Raw genomic sequence first — 17,880 nt, 5'->3', positions numbered from 1 at the left:
TAAACGTTTTTAGAGTGTGGTTGGGTTAACTTATTTTTGATTAATAAATTCTCTTTAAACGTTGAAGATTCGTCTCATCGGAACTCGTCGGGAATCAAACACACGGGTATAGGGTCCATCTTGTGTTTGTTGGCTCGGTTTAAGCGTTTGTAAATCGCAAAAACTTCGCGTTGTCTTCCTTCAAATTCTTCAGCTTGCCGGCCTTGTGCATCTTCGAGCATTGCCCATTCCAATTCATCATAGCTGGCACCTAACTGATCTTCATCGGTTCGGTTGTCCCCAAACAATCCATCCGTAGGAGCGGCCAGCTGAATTGATTCAGGAATGTTTAAAAACTTTCCAAGTGCATATACGTCACTTTTCATCAAATCGGCGATCGGACTCACATCCACGCCCCCGTCACCGTATTTGGTGTAAAACCCGACGCCAAAATCTTCTACTTTGTTACCGGTTCCTGCGACCAAACGGCCGTGGATGCCTGCTAAATAATACAAAGTAGTCATTCGAAGTCGTGCCCGGGTATTGGCTAATGATAAGAAGTAGGCTTTCTCATCACCACTTTGGGGTACTTCCTTTTTAAAACTTTCAAAAATGGGGGTGAGGTCCACGCGCGTTTCCGAAACATTCGGATAGCGTTGCATCAATTGTGCAATGTGTTCCTGCGCACGACTTACTTGGCTGCTGGCTTGGTGGATTGGCATTTCTACACATAAAGTAGGCAATCCCGTTTGCGCACAAAGTGTTGAGGTTACGGCTGAATCAACGCCGCCCGAAATTCCGATCACAAATCCTTGAACGTTTGCTTTTTCAGCATAGGATTTGAGCCAGGAAACAATGTGCTCATTCACTTGGGCCACTCGAAGTGTGCTAATTTTTGTCATTTGTTGTGTTATACCGAAAAGTGTTTTAACTAACGTATATTTGCAAAAATATTAATTTATACGAATAATCACACTTCTTCGTTTTTTATTAATTGACAAAGAAATTAACCATTTTAGAACGTTTCAATTATATACGAACAAAACGAAGGTAAGGTTTTATTTACTAACGAAAAATTAAAATTTACTTAATGAAAAGAGTATTAGGCTTTTGTGTTGCTGTAATTCTGTTTTGGAGTTGTGATCAGAAATCAAAAATTGAAAAAGAGGTTGAAGCGATTCCCGTAAATATGAAATTGGTTCGTTTTGAACAGGCTTTTTTTGAAACTAATCCCAATGACTTAGCAAAAGTAAAAGCGACCTATCCAAAGTTTTTTCCTAGTGATATTCCGGATTCTGTTTGGGTGAATAAATTGAAAAATAAAGATTGGCAGGCGCTTTATCAAGAAGTTGAAGCCAAATACAAGGATTTCAGTTCGGAGCAAACCGAAATCGAAGATATTTTTAAACATGTAAAATATTATTTTCCAAAGGTAAAAGAGCCCACAATTTACACCTGTATTGGAAGTATGGACCACATGGCCAAGGCGATTTATATCAACAATGAATTGGTGATTGCATTGGAAATGTATCTCGGGAAAAACCATAAGTTTTATACAGGGATAGATAAATATATCCGTGAAAATTTTGAGCCCCGACAAATGATGCCCGATGTGGTGGCTGCCATCGGATTTACCGTAATTCCGCGCTCCAAGCACGATGATTTTATCAGTCAAATGATTGATGCAGGGAAAGAAATGTATTTGAAAGACCTTTTGATTCCTAGCTATACCGATGCTGAAAAAATGGGGTATACCCCCGAACAATTGAAATTTTGTCAAGAAAACGAAGGCTACGTTTGGGAGAATTTTATTGTAAATAAGTATTTATACAGCACCGATTCAAAATTAGCCAATCGCTTTGTCAATATGGCTCCGTTTTCAAAGTTCTATTTGGAAATCGATAACGAAACGCCGGGACGTATCGGGCAATGGGTGGGATGGCAAATCATTCGTTCTTTTGTGGAAAATAATGAAAAAGTAACGCCCAAAGAATTGTTGGCTATGGATGCACATCGTATCTTTGAAGGCTCAAAATACAAACCCAAGAAAAATGAGTAAAAATACCTTTACCTCAGAAATAAAAATTAATGTCGAACTCGATGAAAACCGAATTCCGGAGAATTTGAGTTGGACCGCCGAAGACGGTGGTGTTCGTGAAGCCCAAGCCAAAGCAGTGTTGTTATCCATTTGGGATAACCAACAAAAAGAAACGTTACGTATTGATTTGTGGACAAAAGACATGCCTGTTGATGAAATGAAAGTGTTTTTTCATCAAACCTTAGTGGCCTTGGCCGACACCTATCAACGGGCGACGCAAGATGATAAGATGGCAGATACCATGCGGGATTTCACCGATTTCTTTGCTGAAAAATTAAATTTAAAAGCCTAAAAAAACCGGAGTGTAATGCTCCGGATTTTTTTTTATAATGTTTTTCTAACTTCTTCGTTGATTTGGTCAATATATGTAAGCAATTCGTCACGCCCAACACCACTTTCTGAGGAAGTGATGAAATAGGGTGGCATTTCTTCCCAATTGTTGGCCAATAATTTTTTGCGATAGGCCGCTACATTCGATTCAGCTTTCACGCGGGTAAGTTTGTCGGCTTTAGTAAAGATCATACAAAAAGGAACACCACTTTCCCCTAAGTAATTGATGAATTCCAAGTCGATTTTCTGGGCTTCGAGTCGGACGTCAATCAATACAAAAGCACAAACCAATTGTTCACGTTTTTCAAAATAATCGGTAATGAATTTTTGAAAGGTTTCTTTAGCCGATTTGGATACGCGAGCATAACCATAGCCGGGTAAGTCCACCAAAAACCAGTTGTGGTTGATTTTAAAGTGGTTGATTAATTGTGTTTTTCCGGGTTTTCCAGAGGTTTTGGCCAAATTCTTATGGTTCGTCAGCATATTAATCAACGAGGATTTCCCTACGTTAGAACGCCCAATAAAAGCATATTCCGGCAAGGGTTCTTGCGGACATTTGCTCACTACAGAGTTGCTGATGATGAATTCGGCTGAGGTAACTTTCATATTATAAATGTTCTTTTTTCAGCCAGGTTTCCAAATGCTGATTAAATTCTTCTGGACGTTCCATCATTGCCGCATGACCACATTGATCAATCCAATACAAGTCGGAATTCGGCATTAATTTGTGGAATTCTTCGGCAACTTCAGGAGGCGTTACACGGTCATTTTTTCCCCAAATAATACAGGTTTTCACGTGCATTTTGGGCAAATCTTTCCCCATGTTATGGCGAATGGCACTTTTAGCGATAGTCAATGTTTTCAAAACCTTGATTCGGTCATTCACAATACCAAACACTTCATCTACCAATTCTTGGGTTGCCATTTTTGGGTCGAAAAACACATCTTCTGTTTTTTTGCGAATGTATTCGTAATCACCTCGTTTTGGGTAACTGTCGCCCATGGCGCTTTCATACAACCCCGAACTACCTGTGATGACGAGTCCGGCCACCTTTTCAGGATACATTTTCGTATGGTACAAAGCGATATGTCCGCCCAAGGAATTCCCGAGTAAGATTACACGGTCAAAACCTTTGTAGGTGATAAAGTCTTTGACGTATTTCGCAAACGCTTTTACATTGGTTTTTAAAATGTTTTGGGTGTACAATGGCAATTCGGGAATGACCACTTTGTAGCCATTGTTGGAGAAATGATCGGCAACAGCTTGAAAATTGCTCAAGCCGCCCATTAAGCCGTGCAACACGACAATTGGTGTGCCTTCTCCTGCTTCGTAATACTGGTATTTTCCTTCTTTTTTTGCGCTTACATCCATAGTGAATGCTGTGTTTTTGAGTTGTTACAAATATAGTTTTTTCAAAACAATAACGCGAGTCGCCTTTTATAATTTAAGAACAAACCACTGTGAATAAGCTTGTTTTCTTGTTTGGAAATGCTAACCCACCGATAGTCAAGTGGTTTCGAAAATAATTTGAATTCGATTTTTGTTAAAATGATAAGAAAAATGAATTCAATCTCGATAAAATGCACGATTTGATTTACGATTTTCAAACTTTTTCCACAGTTCCTAAAAATAGTTAAAAATCAAAAGTGGGTTAACGGCTAAGCATTTGCGAATGAAGTGGTAAAACTTATCAACAAAGTGGTAGAATGTGGTAAAATGTGGTAAAAAGTTTTATATTTTTGCTCAAACCAATATCGAATACCCATTTTGAATTCATTAATCGGTACATACGAGTGTAAAGTTGATGCCAAAGGACGGCTTCTCATGCCCGCGCCTTTGAAAAAGCAACTGACGGCCTCTCTTCAGGACGGTTTCGTGCTGAAGCGCTCGGTATTTCAGCCTTGTCTGGAATTGTATCCGATGGCAGAATGGAATCAAATGATGCAAAAAATCAATAAGCTTAACCGATTTGTAAAGAAAAATAACGACTTCATCCGACGCTTTACGGCGGGGGTAAAAGTGGTAGAAATCGACAACTTGGGCCGCTTATTAGTCCCCAAAGACCTCACCACTTTTGCTCAAATTTCTAAAGATGTGGTACTGTCCTCAGCGGTCAATATCATTGAAATTTGGGATAAAGACTTATACGAAAAAGCAATTGATGATTCTGTCGTTGACTTTGCAGATTTGGCCGAAGATGTAATGGGAAATGTAAACGACGATGACAATGGAATATCATAACCCAGTATTGCTGAAAGAAACAGTTGACGGTCTCAATATCAAATCGGATGGAATTTATGTGGATGTTACCTTCGGAGGTGGCGGCCATTCCAAAGAAATCCTAAGACGTCTCGGTCCTCATGGAAAGCTGTTTGCTTTTGATCAGGATGAAGATGCTTGGGCGAATGCTATTGACGACGATCGATTTACACTCATTCAAGAGAATTTTCGCTACATCAAGCGCTTTCTCCGTTTTCACGGCGTGCGAAAAGTTGATGGGATTTTGGCAGACTTAGGGGTTTCATCCCATCAGTTTGATGTGCCAGAGCGCGGATTTTCAACCCGATTTGAAGCCAAACTCGATATGCGCATGAGTCAACAAAACGAATTGGATGCCTATCGTGTCATCAATGAATACGACGACGTGGCTTTGAAACAGATGTTTTTGGATTATGGCGAATTGAAACAGGCTCCTGCTTTGGCGCGCACCATCGTAGAAGCGCGTTCCAAAAAGCCAATTCAAACTACCGAAGAATTAAAAGTGGTATTGGCTAAATACTTGCCAGGTCACTTGAGTAATAAAATTTTAGCTCAAATCTATCAAGCCATTCGCATCGAAGTGAACCAAGAAATGGAAGTGTTGAAAGAGTTTTTGGAACAAACCAATGAACTGTTAAATCCGGGTGGACGCTTGAGTGTGATTTCCTACCATTCCTTGGAAGATCGGTTGGTGAAACGCTTTGTGAAGAATGGCATGTTTGAAGGTGAGCCTGAACGCGATTTCTTCGGGAATTTCAGCGTTCCATTCAAAAACATTGGGAAATTGATAGTGCCCTCGGAAGAGGAAATAAAAATAAATAACCGCGCTCGAAGTGCCAAATTGCGAATAGCAGAGAAAAATTAATGAAACAAGGGGTTTACAGTGTTTTAAAAGCACGTTTTCTAGTGAATGAAGATGCCACCAAAAACTGGCGCTTTATTCTGTTTCTTATACTGTTGGCCATTATCATGATTGCCAATACACACCGCTATGAACAAAAGGTTTTTCGCATAGCCGAATTGAATAATGAGGTGAAAGAATTGCGTTCCCGTTTTGTGGATCGCCGTTCTCAATTGATGAAGTTACGTATGGAATCTACGGTTTCTAAAAAAATGGAAACACGACAAATCTATCCTTCACAAGTGCCACCTCAGAAAATAACCGTTAAACAAAAAGAAGAAAAAGGATTTTTTGCCAAATTATGGGAGTAGAAGATAAAGATAAAGCGCTTTCGTACCGTACCTACCTGACGGCTGTGGGCATCTTCTTTATTGCCTTAGCTATTGCCGTGAAACTCACCAATATCCAATGGGTAGAAGGCGAGTATTACCGAAAATTGGCCAAAGAACGCACTGTAAAAACCTTTGTAATTCCCGCCAATAAAGGAAATATCTATTCCGCTGACGGGAGTTTGTTGGCAACATCCATTCCCAATTATACCATTCGTTTTGATGCGGTAGCTCCCAAACAATCGGATTTTGAAGAAAATTTAGGGGATCTCTCCAAAGCACTTTCCAAAATGTTTGGTAAACCCGCTTACCATTATCAAGATGTGCTGCGTAAAGCCCGCGCCAATAAAAACCGCTACTTGTTAATCGCTGATGATTTGACCTATACACAATATGTGGAAGTGAAAAATATGCCGCTTTTCAATAAAGGGGCGTACAAGGGCGGGATTATCGTGGACCAACATACGGTGCGTGAACATCCTATTGGAAAAATTGCAGAACGTACCATCGGGTATGAGCGCGTTCTTGAAGACGGAACGGTACGTAAAATCGGAATTGAAGGCGCTTTCGGGAAATACCTGAAAGGTGAAGACGGACAGATTTTAAAACAAAAAATCGCAAAAGGGCAATGGAAACCCATTCGCGATGAAAATGAAAAAGAACCGCGCGATGGTTACGATGTAATCTCCACCATCGATGTATTCATTCAAGATATTGCTCACCATGCCTTATTAAAGCAGTTGGAAGAATACGGTGCCGAACACGGTTGTGTGGTGGTAATGGAAACCAAAACAGGTTATGTACGTGCGATTTCCAATTTAGGTTTGGATGAAAAATCAGGGAACTATTACGAGACCATCAACTATGCTGTTGCGGAATCCCATGAACCGGGATCGACCTTCAAACTCATTGACATGATCGCTCTTTTGGATGATCAAAAAGTAGATACGAGTCAGGTATATGACAGTCACGGAGGTATAATTTCTTATCACGGGAGTAAAGTGCGCGATTCCCATGAGGGTGGTTATGGAAAGATTTCTTTGGGGCGCGGATTTGAAGTGTCATCCAATACGGTTCTCGTTCAAGCTGTTTATGAAAATTATAAAAATAATCCCAAACAATTTGTAGATCGTATTGATCGTATGGGCTTGAATAAACCATTAGGGTTACCCTTTAAAGGAGAAGGAGTTCCGATTATTCCACAACCTGGAAAAAAAGGCGAGTGGAGTGCGATTTCCTTGCCATGGATGGCCTTTGGGTATGGCGTTTCCGTGACACCCTTGCAAACCCTAACACTATACAATGCCATTGCCAATAACGGTGAAATGATCAAGCCGCTTTTTGTGTCAGAAATTAAAGAGTGGAACAACACCATTAAAAAATACAACAAGGAAGTAATTAATCCCAAAATCTGTTCGGACGCTACCATCAAAAAGTTAAAAGCAGTAATGGAAAACGTGGTGAAACGCGGAACAGGATCAAAATTGTATTCCAAAGATTTTTCAATGGCAGGAAAAACGGGAACTGCACAAGCCAATTATGGAAAAAATGACGGTAACGATAAACATTACATTTCGTCGTTTGTAGGTTTCTTCCCTGCGGATAATCCGAAATACTCGTGCATTGTTGTTGTTCATAAACCCAACACCTCCAATAACAATTACTATGGAGCGGATGTGGCCGGACCCGTATTCAAACGAATTGCGCAAAAGATTTTTACGGATGCCCCTTCCACCAATGAAGTGAAAAATGTAGACAAGAAAATCCCCGTGCAAGAGTCGAGTTACCATAAGTATTACACCCAATTGCACAAGGCCAAAAATACCATGCCGAATGTAAAAGGAATGCCCGGAATGGATGCTGTTTCCCTTTTGGAAAATATGGGAATGAAAGTTAAAGTAACGGGTTCAGGGAAGGTAAAAACCCAATCGGTTAAACAAGGAGAAGCACTCAGAAAGAATACACTAATTACACTAGAATTATCCTAATGCAATTACGCGATTTATTATATAAAGTAGCGCTGGAGTCGGTTCACGGATCGACCGATAAAGCCGTGGCCAAAATCGAATTTGATTCTAGAAAAATTGAAGCAAATGACGCTTTTGTAGCCATCCGTGGTTCGGTTTCCAACGGACATGATTTTATTGAAAAAGCCATCCAATTGGGTGCCACAACAGTAGTTTGTGATGCATTACCAGCGGATATCAAAGAGGGTGTGACCTATGTCCAAGTGGCAGATACCAATGCAGCCTTAGCCTTTATGGCGAATAATTTCTACGGAAATCCTTCGTCAAAGTTAAAATTAGTGGGTGTAACGGGAACGAATGGGAAAACCACTATCGCTTCCTTGTTGTACCAAATGTTCAAAAAAGCGGGTTACAAAGTAGGATTGCTTTCTACCGTAAAAATAATGGTGGATGATATCGAGTACAAAGCCACACACACCACACCAGATTCGTTGACCATCAATTATTATTTGAATGAAATGACCGAAATAGGATGTGAATTCTGCTTTATGGAAGTGAGTTCGCACGGGGTACACCAAAAACGCACTGAAGGTTTGGTGTTTGAAGGCGGAGTATTCACCAATTTATCCCACGATCATTTGGATTACCACGCCACATTTGCCGAATACCGCGATGTAAAAAAATCGTTTTTCGATCATTTGCCCAAAACCGCATTTGCTTTAACCAATAACGACGACAAAAACGGCCCCGTGATGTTGCAAAATACATCGGCACGTAAACTGACCTATGCTTTGAAATCGATGGCCGATTATAAAGCGCAAATTTTAGAAAACCAATTGTCGGGTTTGTTGTTGAAAGTGAACGATAACGAAGTTTGGGTGAAATTAATCGGTTCGTTCAATGCCTATAATTTATTGGCCATTTATGGAGTAGCGATTGAGTTAGGTTTGGAAAAAATGGAAGCGTTGCGCTTACTGTCCGAATTGGAAAGTGTATCGGGTCGTTTTCAATTTATTGTTTCCAAAGAAAAAATCACCGCCATTGTCGATTATGCCCATACACCCGATGCATTGGAAAATGTCTTAAAAACAATTGCTGATATCCGAACCAAAAACGAACAACTGATTACCGTTGTGGGTTGTGGTGGTGATCGCGATAAAACCAAACGTCCGGTGATGGCGCAAATCGCATCTGAATTAAGTGACAAAGTGATTTTCACTTCGGATAATCCACGTACCGAAGATCCTGCACAGATTTTAGTGGAGATGGAAGCGGGTGTCGAACCCCAGAATTTCAAAAAAACGGTTTCTATTTTGGATCGTAAACAAGCGATAAAAACCGCTTGTCAAATGGCACAAGCCAATGACATTATCCTGATTGCGGGAAAAGGCCATGAAACCTATCAAGAAATAAACGGTGTGCGTCATGATTTTGACGACATGCAAATTGTAAAAGAATTACTCGAACTATTAAATAAATAAACCATGCTCTACTATTTGTTTGACTATCTCGATAAGCATTTCGACTTCCCAGGAGCCGGTGTGTTTCAATATATCACCTTTCGATCGGCGATGGCGTTGATTTTGTCTTTAATGATTTCGACCATTTATGGTAAAAAAATCATCAATTTCTTGCGCAATCAACAAGTGGGTGAAACCATTCGTGAGTTGGGTTTAGAAGGACAAACACAAAAAGCGGGAACGCCAACTATGGGTGGTTTAATCATCATTATTGCCACACTTATTCCGGTGCTTTTGTTTACCAAGTTGAACAATATTTATGTCATTCTTTTAATTGTAACCACCTTGTGGATGGGAACGATTGGATTTATTGACGATTACATCAAAATTTTCAAAAAAGACAAACAAGGTTTAAAAGGAATTTTTAAAGTTATCGGTCAAGTCGGATTGGGTTTAATTGTAGGGTCAGTGTTATACTTCCACCCTGGGGTGACCGTTCGCGAAAAATCGACAACTCCCATTACTTTCAATCAGTCACAAAGTGTGATTTCAGAGCAAGCGAAAGAGATAAAATCAACGACAACGACAATTCCATTTGTGAAAAATAACGAATTGGAATATGCACAGATCTTAAAACCGTTTACCGACGATTACCACAAGTGGGCGTGGTTGGTATTCATTCCAATTGTAATTTTTATCATTACAGCGGTGTCCAATGGCGCCAATTTAACCGACGGAATCGATGGATTGGCTGCTGGAACTTCAGCAATATCGGTGCTGGCACTTGGAATATTTGCCTTCATCTCGGGGAACATCATTTTATCCAGCTATTTGAATGTAATGTACATTCCGAATTCGGGGGAAATGACCGTCTTTATCGCTGCATTTGTTGGGTCATTGGTTGGATTCCTGTGGTACAATTCCTATCCCGCTTCAGTATTTATGGGCGATACCGGAAGTTTGACCATTGGTGGAATCATTGCGGTTTTGGCTATTTCTGTTCGTAAAGAAATGTTGTTGCCCGTATTGTGTGCAATTTTCTTTGCCGAAAGTGCTTCTGTAATCTTACAAGTTTCCTATTTCAAATACACCAAAAAACGCTTTGGCGAAGGGCGGCGCATTTTCTTGATGTCACCGTTGCACCACCATTATCAGAAAAAGGGATACCACGAAAGTAAAATCGTAACCCGCTTTTGGATTGTGACGATTATGTTGGCCATTGTAGCCATTGTAACCTTAAAATTACGCTAAGATGAAACGACTCGTAGTGTTGGGGGGCGGTGAAAGTGGCGTGGGAACTGCCATACTAGGGCAAAAGAAAGGATACGAAGTTTTTGTATCGGATTTCGGAGCCATCAAACAAAATTATCAAGACGTTCTTACACAATACAACATTCCGTGGGAAGATAACCAACACACGGAAGACTTGATTCTAAACGCCGATGTGGTAATGAAAAGTCCGGGCATCCCAGACAAAGCGCCCATCGTAAAGAAGTTGGTAGAAAAAGGAATTCCGGTAATCTCTGAAATCGAGTTTGCCTACCCCTTTACGGATGCAATAACCATCGGAATTACGGGAAGCAACGGGAAAACCACCACAACGATGTTAACCTACCATTTATTAAAAGAAGGCGGGTTGAATGTCGGACTCGGCGGAAACATCGGTAAGAGTTTCGCTTGGCAAGTGGCTGAAGAAAACTACGACTGCTATGTGTTGGAGTTAAGTAGTTTCCAGTTGGATGGAATTGTGCATTACAAACCGCACATTGCCATCATCACCAACATCAGTCCGGACCATTTGGATCGCTATGAATACAAATATGAAAATTACATCGCATCTAAATTCCGAATCACGATGAATCAAACCGAGGAGGATTTCCTCATTTATGACAATGACGACGAAGCCATTCGCAATTGGCTCAACAATAATAAAATCAAAGCAAAACAAATTCCTTTTTCAATTACAGAAGTAATGCAAGAAGGAGCCTACCTAAACGACAAAACTATGGAGATCAACATTAATCAAGAGGAGTTCATGATGGAAACTGCTCAAATTTCTTTAGAAGGAAAACACAATTTGAAGAATGCGATGGCTGCGACTTCGGTGGCGCAATTGATGCGTATTCGCAAACAAACGATTCGCGAGAGTTTATCCAACTTTCAAGGGGTAGAACACCGTTTGGAAAAAGTGTTGAAAATTCAAAATGTGCAGTACATCAACGACAGTAAGGCCACTAATGTGAATGCTACTTTCTTCGCATTAGAAAGTATGACAACGCCTACAGTTTGGATTGTCGGAGGTGTCGATAAAGGAAACGACTACACCGAGTTGATGGCTTTGGTGAATGAAAAAGTAAAAGCGATTATCTGTTTAGGGGTGGATAATAAAAAAATCATCGATGCCTTCGGAAATATCGTAGACATGATGGTTGAAGTTGACAATATGCGCGATGCAGTCAATACCGCCAAACATATTGCTGAAAAAGGCGATACCGTTTTGTTGTCTCCAGCATGTGCGAGTTTTGACTTGTTCGAAAACTACGAAGACCGAGGTCGTCAATTTAAAGACGCCGTAAGAAATTTATAGATTTTAAGAATAGTAATTCTAAATTCTAAACTCTAAATTTTAAATTAAAAAATGAAAAAGCTAATCAGCAGTTTACATGGAGATAAAGTCATTTGGGCCTTAGTGGCCTTCTTGGCGGTATTTTCATTTATGCCGGTGTTTAGTGCGAGTAGCAACCTAGCGTATATGCGTCACGGTTCGGGGAATGCTTTGACCTATTTAATCAAACACGCCTTACACATCTCGATTGGATTTTTCATCATATATAAAGTTCATAAAGTACCGTACCATTATTTTCGAGGATTGTCCCGCATTGCCCTTCCCATAGTTTGGGCGTTGTTGTTGTATACCTTGGTAAAAGGGACGGTGATTGAAGGAGCCAATGCCAGTCGTTGGATCCAAATTCCGTTTATCGGCGTTTCGTTTCAAACATCAACATTGGCAGCCATTGTGTTGTATGTCTTTGTGGCCCGCTATTTGTCGAAAACACGGGAGACGCCACTAACGTTTAAAAATTCGTTGTTCGAACTTTGGCTTCCCGTATTTATTACATTGGGGTTGATATTTCCGGCCAACTTTTCTACCGCTGCCTTGATATTTTCTATGGTGATTATGATTGCCTTTATTGGAAAATATCCATTGCAATATATAGCCATGATTTTAGGATTGGCGGTAGCAGCAGCAGCCTTCTTTATACTCTTGGTGGTTGCCTTTCCGAAAGCTTTCCCTAACCGTGTGGATACCTGGAAGAGTCGGATTGAAAATTTCACGTCCGATAAACCCGATGAAGACGATTACCAAATTGAAAAAGCAAAAATTGCCATTGCCTCTGGTAGAATCTACGGATTGGGTCCGGGGAAAAGTGTACAGAAAAACTTTTTACCCCAATCGTCATCCGATTTTATTTACGCCATTATCGTTGAAGAATATGGTTTGGTGGGCGGATTATCCGTATTGTTTTTCTATATCCTGCTATTGTTTCGATTTGTAATTGCTTCACACAAAGCCAATACGTTGTTTGGAAAACTAGTCGTCATCGGCTTGGGATTCCCTATCGTTTTTCAAGCATTAATAAATATGGCAGTTGCGGTAGAATTATTGCCCGTGACGGGACAAACCTTACCGTTAATTAGTTCGGGAGGGAGTTCGGTTTGGATGACGTGTATCGCGATTGGAATTATTTTAAGTGTCACCAAAAAAGAGGAAGAAATCGCTGCAGAAGAAGAAGATAAAAAACGTCGCGATGAAGCCTTACAGCGATTAATCGATAAACAAATCAAAGAGGAAGAGGAAGCGGAGTTGGCTGCAGCCAATGAAGAAAATGAAGAGGATAATCCGATGAATGCGGTGTTAAATAAGTAAACCATGAAAAAGCATAAATTCATTTTAAGTGGCGGCGGAACGGGTGGACATATCTATCCCGCGATTGCTATTGCCAACGAGTTAAAGCAACGTTTTCCCGATGCGGAATTTTTGTTTGTGGGTGCTCAAGATAAAATGGAAATGCAAAAAGTGCCCCAAGCAGGTTATCCCATAGAAGGCTTGTGGATTGCCGGATTGCAGCGTAAATTGACGCTCCAAAACATGATGTTTCCATTCAAATTGTTGAGCAGTTTATGGAAATCACGTCGCATCATCCGCCAGTTTCAACCCGATGTGGTCATTGGAACGGGAGGTTTTGCTAGCGGACCCTTATTGCAAGTGGCCAATAGCAAAGGAATCCCAACAGTAGTACAAGAACAAAATTCCTATCCCGGAATTACCAATAAATTGTTGAGTAAAAAGGCGAATGCAATTTGTGTCGCTTATGAAAATTTAGAGCGCTTTTTTCCCAAAGAAAAAATTGTTTTTACGGGGAATCCTGTACGGCAAGATTTACTTGATTTATCCCACAAACGCGAAGAAGGACAGACTTATTTTAAGTTGGATCCTACCAAAAAAACGCTATTGGTTTTGGGTGGAAGTTTGGGGGCGCGTCGCATCAATCAATTGATCGCCAAAGAACTTGATTTTTTGTTGGAACAAGGTGTGCAAGTGTTTTGGCAATGCGGGAAATTATATTTCGAAGAATACCAACACTTGAATGAAAAGCCCAATGTGCAGGTAACAGCTTTTATTGACCGCATGGATTTGATTTATGCTGCAGCTGATGTGGTCATTTCAAGAGCTGGAGCTTCTTCGGTGTCTGAATTGTGTTTGGTGGGAAAACCAACCGTTTTTATTCCGTCGCCCAATGTGGCCGAAGATCATCAAACCAAAAACGCCAAAGCCATTGTGGACAAAGGCGGAGCCTTGTTGTTGAAAGAAGCAGAATTGGAGGAGAAGTTTGAAGCTACTTTTGCTGATTTGTTGAAAAATGAAGGCTTACAAAAACAATTAAGTACTGCGATGAAGCAATTGGGAAAACCCCATGCCACTCGCGATATAGTGGATGAAATCGTAAAATTAATGCGTTAAAAAATGAATCTGAATCAAATTCAAAATGTCTATTTTATCGGAATCGGTGGCATCGGAATGAGTGCCCTGGCGCGCTATTTCCAATTTATCGGGAAGAATGTAGCTGGTTATGATAAAACGCCGACCATGTTGACGGACGAATTGATTGCGGGCGGCATGACCATTCATTTTGAAGATTCGATTGCAGCTATTCCAGCAGACTATACCCAAGAAAACACCTTGGTAGTCATTACACCAGCCATACCCAAAAATCATTCGGAATGGAATTATTTGTTGGAACAAGGTTATGCGATTAAAAAGCGAGCAGAAGTATTGGGAATTATCACCCAAGACACTTACTGTTTTGCAGTGGCGGGAACCCATGGTAAAACGACAACTTCCAGTATTCTCGGTCATATCTTATACGAAAGTGGGGCCGATGTAACTGCTTTTTTGGGCGGAATAGTAGAAAATTATCATTCCAATTTAATCGGACAAGGGAAAACCATATCGGTGGTGGAAGCCGATGAATTTGACCGTTCCTTTTTGCATTTGCATCCCGATTTGGCGTGTGTCACTTCGATGGATGCCGATCATTTGGATATTTATGGCGATGCGACTGCTATCGAGGAATCGTTTCGCGAATTTGCTGCCAAAGTAACCGATAAAAAACATTTGTTTATTCCCAAAGGATTGCCGCTTGACGGGACTACTTTGGCCATAGATGAAGACGCTGATTTTGTTGCGCATAACATACGTATTGAAAACAGTGCCTATGTCTTTGATGTAAAAACTCCGACAGGAACCTTGCAAAATATTGCCTTTGGATTACCCGGGCACCACAATTTAATGAATGCCTTAACCGCTTTAGCAATGGCTTACACGTACGGCACCCCAACCGGTTCCATTGCTAAAGCTTTGGCTTCATTTCAAGGCGTGCAACGTCGATTTTCGTATCAAATCAAAACCGATGCGAAAGTATATATCGATGATTATGCCCATCATCCCACAGAAATCAATGCAGTGTATCAAGCCGTACGTGAATTGTATCCTGGGAAAAAAGTTACTGCTGTTTTTCAACCGCATTTATTTAGCCGAACAAAGGATTTTGTTGACGGATTTGCGGCCAGTTTGTCCCAGTTTGATGAAGTGCTTTTGTTGGAGATTTATCCCGCTCGCGAACTTCCAGTGGAAGGGGTGAATTCGACATGGTTAATGCGTAAAATGACCAACCCGAATGTGCGTTTAATAGCAAAGGATCAATTGATTCAAACATTAGTGGAAAACGACGCGCCAGTTATTGTAACCATAGGGGCTGGTGATATTGGAGAAATGGTGCCTGAAATTAAAAAAGCTTTGCGATGAAAATCTTGACTTGGACAAACATTCGATTGCTGCTTATCCTAGGATTGGCGGGGTTTTTGTATGCTTTTGCACAAGTGCGAAATGGGCAGCGAACCCTCAAAAAAACGGAGGTGGTTTTTGTGGGTGAAAACGCCAATTTTGTCCGCCAGGAAACGGTTAATAAATTGTTAATAGAAAATAAAACAGACCTGCGAAGCATTCGTTTAGAGCAGTTAAATTTGGATAAATTGGAGTCTTCTGTCAACCAAAATCCAATGATTGAGAAATCAGAGGTTTACGTGAGTGTTGACGGCGTTTTACGGGCGGAAGTGATACCGCGCACACCCGTAGCGCGCTATTTTGGGGAAAGTCGTTCTTTTTACATTGACCAAACCGGCAAAGAAATGCCTTTGTCAGATAATCATACGGCTCGCGTGCCTTTGGTTGTTGGTTCATTAACAAAAAAAATGCTTCCCAGGCTGACTCAAGTTTTAAAACAAATTCACAAAGATGATTTCTTGAAAAAGAATATTGTGGGAGTGAAAGTGTTGGATGATGAAAGTTTGGAATTGACCAGTCGTAATTTCAACTATACCATCGAATTCGGGAAAATGATTCGAATCGATCGGAAGTTTAAAAATTACAAGGCGTTTTATCAAAAAGCAGTTCTAGACAGTACAATTAATAAATACAAACGCATCAACTTACGTTTTACAAAACAAGTGGTATGCACCCGATAAACAAACAGAAAGTGTCAATTTTTGAAACTATGAACCAGAAAGAAAACATTGCCGTTGGATTAGACATTGGAACAACCAAGATTGTAACCATGATCGGAAAGAAAAACGAATATGGGAAACTAGAAATCTTAGGCGTTGGTAAAGCCAAGAGTTTGGGGGTTTCGCGTGGTGTGGTAAATAACATTACCCAAACCATCCAATCCATTCAACAAGCGGTGTTGGAGGCCGAAGAAAATTCAGGCTACAAGATCAATGATGTTGTAGTGGGTATTGCGGGCCAACATATTCGTAGTATTCAACATACCGATTATTTGATTCGCAGTAATCCAGAAGAAGTAATTGGGGAGAAAGACATTCAATTGTTAATTGACCAAGTAAGTAAACTGGCGATGTTACCTGGAGAAGAGATTATCCATGTGTTACCTCAAGAATTCAAAATCGACGGTCAATCGGATATCAAAGAACCCATCGGGATGTATGGTGGACGATTAGAAGCGAGCTTTCACGTAGTAGTTGGTCAAGCTTCTTCCATCCGTAACATTGGACGATGTGTACAAAGTTCAGGCATTGAATTGTCGGGTTTGACATTGGAACCTTTAGCTTCTGCTGATGCGGTTTTAAGTCAAGAAGAAAAAGAGGCCGGAGTAGCATTAATTGATATCGGGGGTGGAACGACAGACTTAGCCATCTTTAAAGACGGTATCATTCGTCACACAGCGGTAATTCCTTTTGGAGGGAATGTTATTACAGAAGATATCAAAGAAGGTTGTTCGATTATCGAAAAACAAGCCGAATTGCTAAAAGTAAAATTTGGTTCAGCGTGGCCTGGTGAAAATAAAGACAATGAAATTGTTTCGATTCCGGGTGTTCGTGGACGTGATCCGAAAGAAATTTCGTTGAAAAACCTTTCGAAAATTATTCATGCGCGTGTGGTTGAAATTATCGAGCAAGTGTTTGCCGAAATCAAAGCCTATGGTCATGAAAATCCGAGAAAAAAGTTAATTGCAGGAATTGTATTAACGGGTGGAGGATCACAATTAAAACACATCAAACAATTGGTGGAATACATTACCGGCATCGATACCCGTTTAGGCTATCCTAACGAGCATTTAGCGGGCAACTCTAGTGAAGAAATTTCGAGTCCGATGTACGCCACTGCTGTTGGCTTGGTGATGAATAGTGTAGCCAATAATACACAAAGCGCTTACAAAATTGAATTACAGGTGCCTCAACCCGTTGCACAACCGGTGTATCAGCAACCTGTAACACCACAGCCGGTTCAGATTTTTGACGAACCTGCCATTCCACAAGAGCCCGTGGTTCAAGAAACGCCCAAAGCTCAAGTGAACGAACCCATTACTACAGAAAGTACGATTCGCAGATCATTCTTCGATCGGTATGTAGATAAAATTAAAGATTTCTTAGACAACGTAGAATAAGTAGACAAAAACACAATATCAAACAAAACCA

The 17,880-nt window shown here is 40.6% G+C and carries 17 protein-coding genes; 14 read left to right on the top strand and 3 right to left on the bottom strand.

Translation table 11 applies throughout. The features are described 5' to 3' along the window. Positions 1-74: 74 nt before the first annotated feature. Complete coding sequence (gene nadE, locus EQG61_RS00450; RefSeq protein ID WP_129459908.1) at positions 75-881, bottom strand: NAD(+) synthase; 807 nt, start codon at positions 879-881, stop codon at positions 75-77. A 188-nt stretch (positions 882-1,069) separates the two neighbouring features. On the opposite strand from nadE, the gene gldB reads away from it, so the two are divergent. Further along, positions 1,070-2,038: a gliding motility lipoprotein GldB gene (gldB, locus tag EQG61_RS00445; protein WP_129459907.1), complete on the top strand. Its 969-nt coding sequence runs from the start codon at positions 1,070-1,072 to the stop codon at positions 2,036-2,038. Continuing rightward, complete coding sequence (gene gldC, locus EQG61_RS00440) at positions 2,031-2,369, top strand: gliding motility protein GldC (RefSeq protein WP_129459906.1); 339 nt, start codon at positions 2,031-2,033, stop codon at positions 2,367-2,369. The genes gldB and gldC overlap by 8 nt, the downstream gene beginning before the upstream one ends. A gap of 32 nt (positions 2,370-2,401) precedes the next feature. On the opposite strand, the gene yihA is transcribed toward gldC, so the two are convergent. After that, positions 2,402-3,013, bottom strand: a complete 612-nt coding sequence (gene yihA, locus EQG61_RS00435) for a ribosome biogenesis GTP-binding protein YihA/YsxC (RefSeq protein WP_129459905.1) — start codon at positions 3,011-3,013, stop codon at positions 2,402-2,404. A 1-nt stretch (position 3,014) separates the two neighbouring features. Then, a complete protein-coding gene (locus EQG61_RS00430; RefSeq protein WP_129459904.1) occupies positions 3,015-3,779 on the bottom strand; it encodes an alpha/beta fold hydrolase in 765 nt (254 codons plus the stop codon). A 396-nt stretch (positions 3,780-4,175) separates the two neighbouring features. Here EQG61_RS00430 and mraZ point away from each other — a divergent pair, with 396 nt between their 5' ends. Genes mraZ through ftsA form a run of 12 tightly spaced genes read left to right on the top strand, consistent with a single transcriptional unit; the run spans position 4,176 to position 17,849 of the window. Then, positions 4,176-4,649, top strand: a complete 474-nt coding sequence (gene mraZ / locus EQG61_RS00425) for a division/cell wall cluster transcriptional repressor MraZ (RefSeq protein WP_129459903.1) — start codon at positions 4,176-4,178, stop codon at positions 4,647-4,649. Then, positions 4,636-5,532 carry a 16S rRNA (cytosine(1402)-N(4))-methyltransferase RsmH gene (rsmH, locus tag EQG61_RS00420; RefSeq protein ID WP_129459902.1) on the top strand — a complete coding sequence of 299 codons (897 nt, stop codon included), beginning with the start codon at positions 4,636-4,638 and terminating at the stop codon, positions 5,530-5,532. The genes mraZ and rsmH overlap by 14 nt, the downstream gene beginning before the upstream one ends. Next, a complete protein-coding gene (locus EQG61_RS00415) occupies positions 5,532-5,879 on the top strand; it encodes an FtsL-like putative cell division protein (protein ID WP_129459901.1) in 348 nt (115 codons plus the stop codon). The genes rsmH and EQG61_RS00415 overlap by 1 nt, the downstream gene beginning before the upstream one ends. Next, positions 5,870-7,885: a penicillin-binding protein gene (locus EQG61_RS00410; protein WP_129459900.1), complete on the top strand. Its 2,016-nt coding sequence runs from the start codon at positions 5,870-5,872 to the stop codon at positions 7,883-7,885. Before EQG61_RS00415 ends, EQG61_RS00410 begins: the two co-directional genes overlap by 10 nt. Continuing rightward, positions 7,885-9,345 carry a UDP-N-acetylmuramoyl-L-alanyl-D-glutamate--2,6-diaminopimelate ligase gene (locus EQG61_RS00405; RefSeq protein ID WP_129459899.1) on the top strand — a complete coding sequence of 487 codons (1,461 nt, stop codon included), beginning with the start codon at positions 7,885-7,887 and terminating at the stop codon, positions 9,343-9,345. The genes EQG61_RS00410 and EQG61_RS00405 overlap by 1 nt, the downstream gene beginning before the upstream one ends. Before the next feature lie 3 nt (positions 9,346-9,348). Beyond that, positions 9,349-10,575: a phospho-N-acetylmuramoyl-pentapeptide-transferase gene (gene mraY, locus EQG61_RS00400; protein WP_129459898.1), complete on the top strand. Its 1,227-nt coding sequence runs from the start codon at positions 9,349-9,351 to the stop codon at positions 10,573-10,575. A 1-nt stretch (position 10,576) separates the two neighbouring features. Then, positions 10,577-11,911, top strand: a complete 1,335-nt coding sequence (murD, locus tag EQG61_RS00395; protein ID WP_129459897.1) for a UDP-N-acetylmuramoyl-L-alanine--D-glutamate ligase — start codon at positions 10,577-10,579, stop codon at positions 11,909-11,911. A 51-nt stretch (positions 11,912-11,962) separates the two neighbouring features. After that, positions 11,963-13,252 (top strand): FtsW/RodA/SpoVE family cell cycle protein, encoded by a 1,290-nt coding sequence (locus tag EQG61_RS00390; protein ID WP_129459896.1) that lies wholly within the window; start codon positions 11,963-11,965, stop codon positions 13,250-13,252. A 3-nt stretch (positions 13,253-13,255) separates the two neighbouring features. Then, positions 13,256-14,347: an undecaprenyldiphospho-muramoylpentapeptide beta-N-acetylglucosaminyltransferase gene (gene murG / locus EQG61_RS00385; protein ID WP_129459895.1), complete on the top strand. Its 1,092-nt coding sequence runs from the start codon at positions 13,256-13,258 to the stop codon at positions 14,345-14,347. 3 nt (positions 14,348-14,350) lie between these two features. Beyond that, positions 14,351-15,691: a UDP-N-acetylmuramate--L-alanine ligase gene (gene murC / locus EQG61_RS00380; protein WP_129459894.1), complete on the top strand. Its 1,341-nt coding sequence runs from the start codon at positions 14,351-14,353 to the stop codon at positions 15,689-15,691. Further along, the gene (locus EQG61_RS00375) at positions 15,688-16,410 is read left to right on the top strand and encodes a cell division protein FtsQ/DivIB (protein WP_129459893.1); all 723 of its coding nucleotides are present in this window, start codon (positions 15,688-15,690) and stop codon (positions 16,408-16,410) included. Before murC ends, EQG61_RS00375 begins: the two co-directional genes overlap by 4 nt. A 29-nt stretch (positions 16,411-16,439) precedes the next feature. Continuing rightward, a complete protein-coding gene (gene ftsA / locus EQG61_RS00370) occupies positions 16,440-17,849 on the top strand; it encodes a cell division protein FtsA (RefSeq protein ID WP_129459892.1) in 1,410 nt (469 codons plus the stop codon). Positions 17,850-17,880 lie beyond the last annotated feature (31 nt).

The organism is Flavobacterium stagni (assembly GCF_004122105.1).
Taxonomy (GTDB): domain Bacteria; phylum Bacteroidota; class Bacteroidia; order Flavobacteriales; family Flavobacteriaceae; genus Flavobacterium; species Flavobacterium stagni.
This window is presented reverse-complemented; position numbering and strand designations above follow the sequence as displayed.

What these genes read in the sequence shown, in the direction of transcription:
- nadE (WP_129459908.1), bottom strand. Translation starts at nt 881, where the DNA reads ATGACAAAAATTAGCACACTTCGAGTGGCCCAAGTGAATGAGCACATT.
- gldB (WP_129459907.1), top strand. Translation starts at nt 1,070, where the DNA reads ATGAAAAGAGTATTAGGCTTTTGTGTTGCTGTAATTCTGTTTTGGAGT.
- gldC (WP_129459906.1), top strand. Translation starts at nt 2,031, where the DNA reads ATGAGTAAAAATACCTTTACCTCAGAAATAAAAATTAATGTCGAACTC.
- yihA (WP_129459905.1), bottom strand. Translation starts at nt 3,013, where the DNA reads ATGAAAGTTACCTCAGCCGAATTCATCATCAGCAACTCTGTAGTGAGC.
- EQG61_RS00430 (WP_129459904.1), bottom strand. Translation starts at nt 3,779, where the DNA reads ATGGATGTAAGCGCAAAAAAAGAAGGAAAATACCAGTATTACGAAGCA.
- rsmH (WP_129459902.1), top strand. Translation starts at nt 4,636, where the DNA reads ATGGAATATCATAACCCAGTATTGCTGAAAGAAACAGTTGACGGTCTC.
- EQG61_RS00415 (WP_129459901.1), top strand. Translation starts at nt 5,532, where the DNA reads ATGAAACAAGGGGTTTACAGTGTTTTAAAAGCACGTTTTCTAGTGAAT.
- EQG61_RS00410 (WP_129459900.1), top strand. Translation starts at nt 5,870, where the DNA reads ATGGGAGTAGAAGATAAAGATAAAGCGCTTTCGTACCGTACCTACCTG.
- EQG61_RS00405 (WP_129459899.1), top strand. Translation starts at nt 7,885, where the DNA reads ATGCAATTACGCGATTTATTATATAAAGTAGCGCTGGAGTCGGTTCAC.
- mraY (WP_129459898.1), top strand. Translation starts at nt 9,349, where the DNA reads ATGCTCTACTATTTGTTTGACTATCTCGATAAGCATTTCGACTTCCCA.
- murD (WP_129459897.1), top strand. Translation starts at nt 10,577, where the DNA reads ATGAAACGACTCGTAGTGTTGGGGGGCGGTGAAAGTGGCGTGGGAACT.
- EQG61_RS00390 (WP_129459896.1), top strand. Translation starts at nt 11,963, where the DNA reads ATGAAAAAGCTAATCAGCAGTTTACATGGAGATAAAGTCATTTGGGCC.
- murG (WP_129459895.1), top strand. Translation starts at nt 13,256, where the DNA reads ATGAAAAAGCATAAATTCATTTTAAGTGGCGGCGGAACGGGTGGACAT.
- murC (WP_129459894.1), top strand. Translation starts at nt 14,351, where the DNA reads ATGAATCTGAATCAAATTCAAAATGTCTATTTTATCGGAATCGGTGGC.
- EQG61_RS00375 (WP_129459893.1), top strand. Translation starts at nt 15,688, where the DNA reads ATGAAAATCTTGACTTGGACAAACATTCGATTGCTGCTTATCCTAGGA.
- ftsA (WP_129459892.1), top strand. Translation starts at nt 16,440, where the DNA reads ATGAACCAGAAAGAAAACATTGCCGTTGGATTAGACATTGGAACAACC.